Consider the following 1,801-nt stretch of genomic DNA (forward strand, 5'->3'; position numbering starts at 1 on the left):
CGCGGCGGCCTTCTCCTCCGGGCTGTACCTGCGCGTCGTCGGCTTCCCTGGCGACTGTTCCTTCGGCATTGCTCCATCCTCGTTTCCAAGGTCAGGAGCCTCCAGGATTTCCAGGGCGATTCACTTCCTTCGACTTGGCGTACGGCGGGTTGATCATTCCGACGTTGGCTTTGTGTCTCTTGACGATGGTCGTGATCGCTCCGTCAAAACACGAGCCTTGGTGCATGTTCGCCTTGCCGTCGCCCCTCAAAATCATGTTGGAAACCGCGAGCGCGTACATGGTCGGACTCTGCTCAACCCCGATCAAGCGTTCTTTTCTGATGGACTCGCTTTCAGCTTCCGTCGTCGCTGACTTCATCATCTGCATCATCGACGAAATCAGGAATCCGCCTGTGCCAGCACAGATATCGAGAACTTTGTCGTCCTTAGTGACATTGGCGAGCAACGCGAAGAGTTCAGTGACGTGCTTGGGGGTGAGCACGATGCCAAGCCCCTTGCCGTCGCCTCCGGTGTACTTCAGGAACTCACCGTAGAAGGCTCCAACAACATCGAAGTCATGGTAGACGGTGATGAAGGGCATGACCTTTTCGGCGAGCATCGTGACGATCTCACTCAGCAGCCCCTTCGGGTAGCCCTTCGTCGCCTTGCTGAGTTCAGGATGAACCTGGATGCCTGTGAACGGCTGCGTCATCGTCTCGAACTTCGAGTACGGAATCTTCGCCCGCTTGACTACCTTTTGGATCGACTGAATCCAAAAGTCGGGAAGCTCCGTGGCTGAGTATGCCTGATATGTCTTGGCGAACACCGGGTCCTTCAGTGCCAGCAACGTTCCCGCCACCGCCAGTGGCTTCTCCTTCTCCTCAAGCTCGGCTTCATCGCGCATGAACTCGTGCATCTCCATCGAGAAGGAGATGAGGTCTTTTTCGCGCTGTCGCTGAACCTTGGGATCGAAGGACGCGGCTGAGATGAGGTCGTTCATGCCGATCATCTCTGCGATCGGAGCGCCCATCGGGGAGACCAGCGGCTTCTCCTCATAGGTCCCCTTGGGCACGACGAAGAACGACCATCGATTCGAGCGCGGTGTTCCCGAGACGGCGATGGCGATCACCGTGTAATCGTTGGACAAATACCTCGCATAGTGGAGGACACCATCAACGGCGAAGTCCTTCGGCTGATCGCGGTTGCGCGACTGATGATTCCTGGCGCTGGCTTTGCACTCGATGACAACCACCATGTCGGGGGTCGCTGGCGCGGAGATGATGAACTCGGGGTACCCAGCTCTGCCCTTGCCCGTCTTCGATGCCTTGGAGAGCGCGGTGCGGATCGCCTTCACTACGGACTGCTGCTTCTCGACCAGCACGGACTCTTCATCGTCATAGAAGCCGAGCTCGCGGAGCTTGGCCTCCACCATGTCCTCGGTAATCCGTTCGTTCGGCACCTACCAGCCCCTCGTCCGCCAACACCCGACACATGGTCAGTGGAAACCATAGCCAGCGCCATCAATCAGTGGACGCAACGACGTCGAAACTCGCAGCTGATGTCTACCTGCTGCACCCCTACCATCACGGCGCCGGCGTGGGCGGAGGCACGGCGATCGTGTCCGGTTCGCCGACAATGCGTGCGATGACCGTCCGCTGATGCTCGCTGAGCATGTCCGCTGTGTAACCGTCAATCGCGATCGGGTCACGTCCCGTGGAGTGGTGTAAGAGCGGTCGCGTGTCCGCGTGTGGCTCTGTGGTAGCCACTATGCCGTGAGAGCGGCTGTGGGGGCAATGGTTTCGGCACTTTGGTCACTGACGTC

General features: G+C 58.7%; 1 protein-coding gene. It reads right to left on the reverse strand.

From position 1 onward, the window contains the following. Nucleotides 1-91 precede the first annotated feature (91 nt). Entirely contained in the window at nt 92-1,438 is a 1,347-nt protein-coding gene (locus H7I87_RS28900) for an HsdM family class I SAM-dependent methyltransferase (protein ID WP_244179193.1), read from the reverse strand. Nucleotides 1,439-1,801 lie beyond the last annotated feature (363 nt).

This window comes from Mycobacterium timonense, from assembly GCF_025821985.1.
Lineage (GTDB): Bacteria > Actinomycetota > Actinomycetes > Mycobacteriales > Mycobacteriaceae > Mycobacterium > Mycobacterium avium.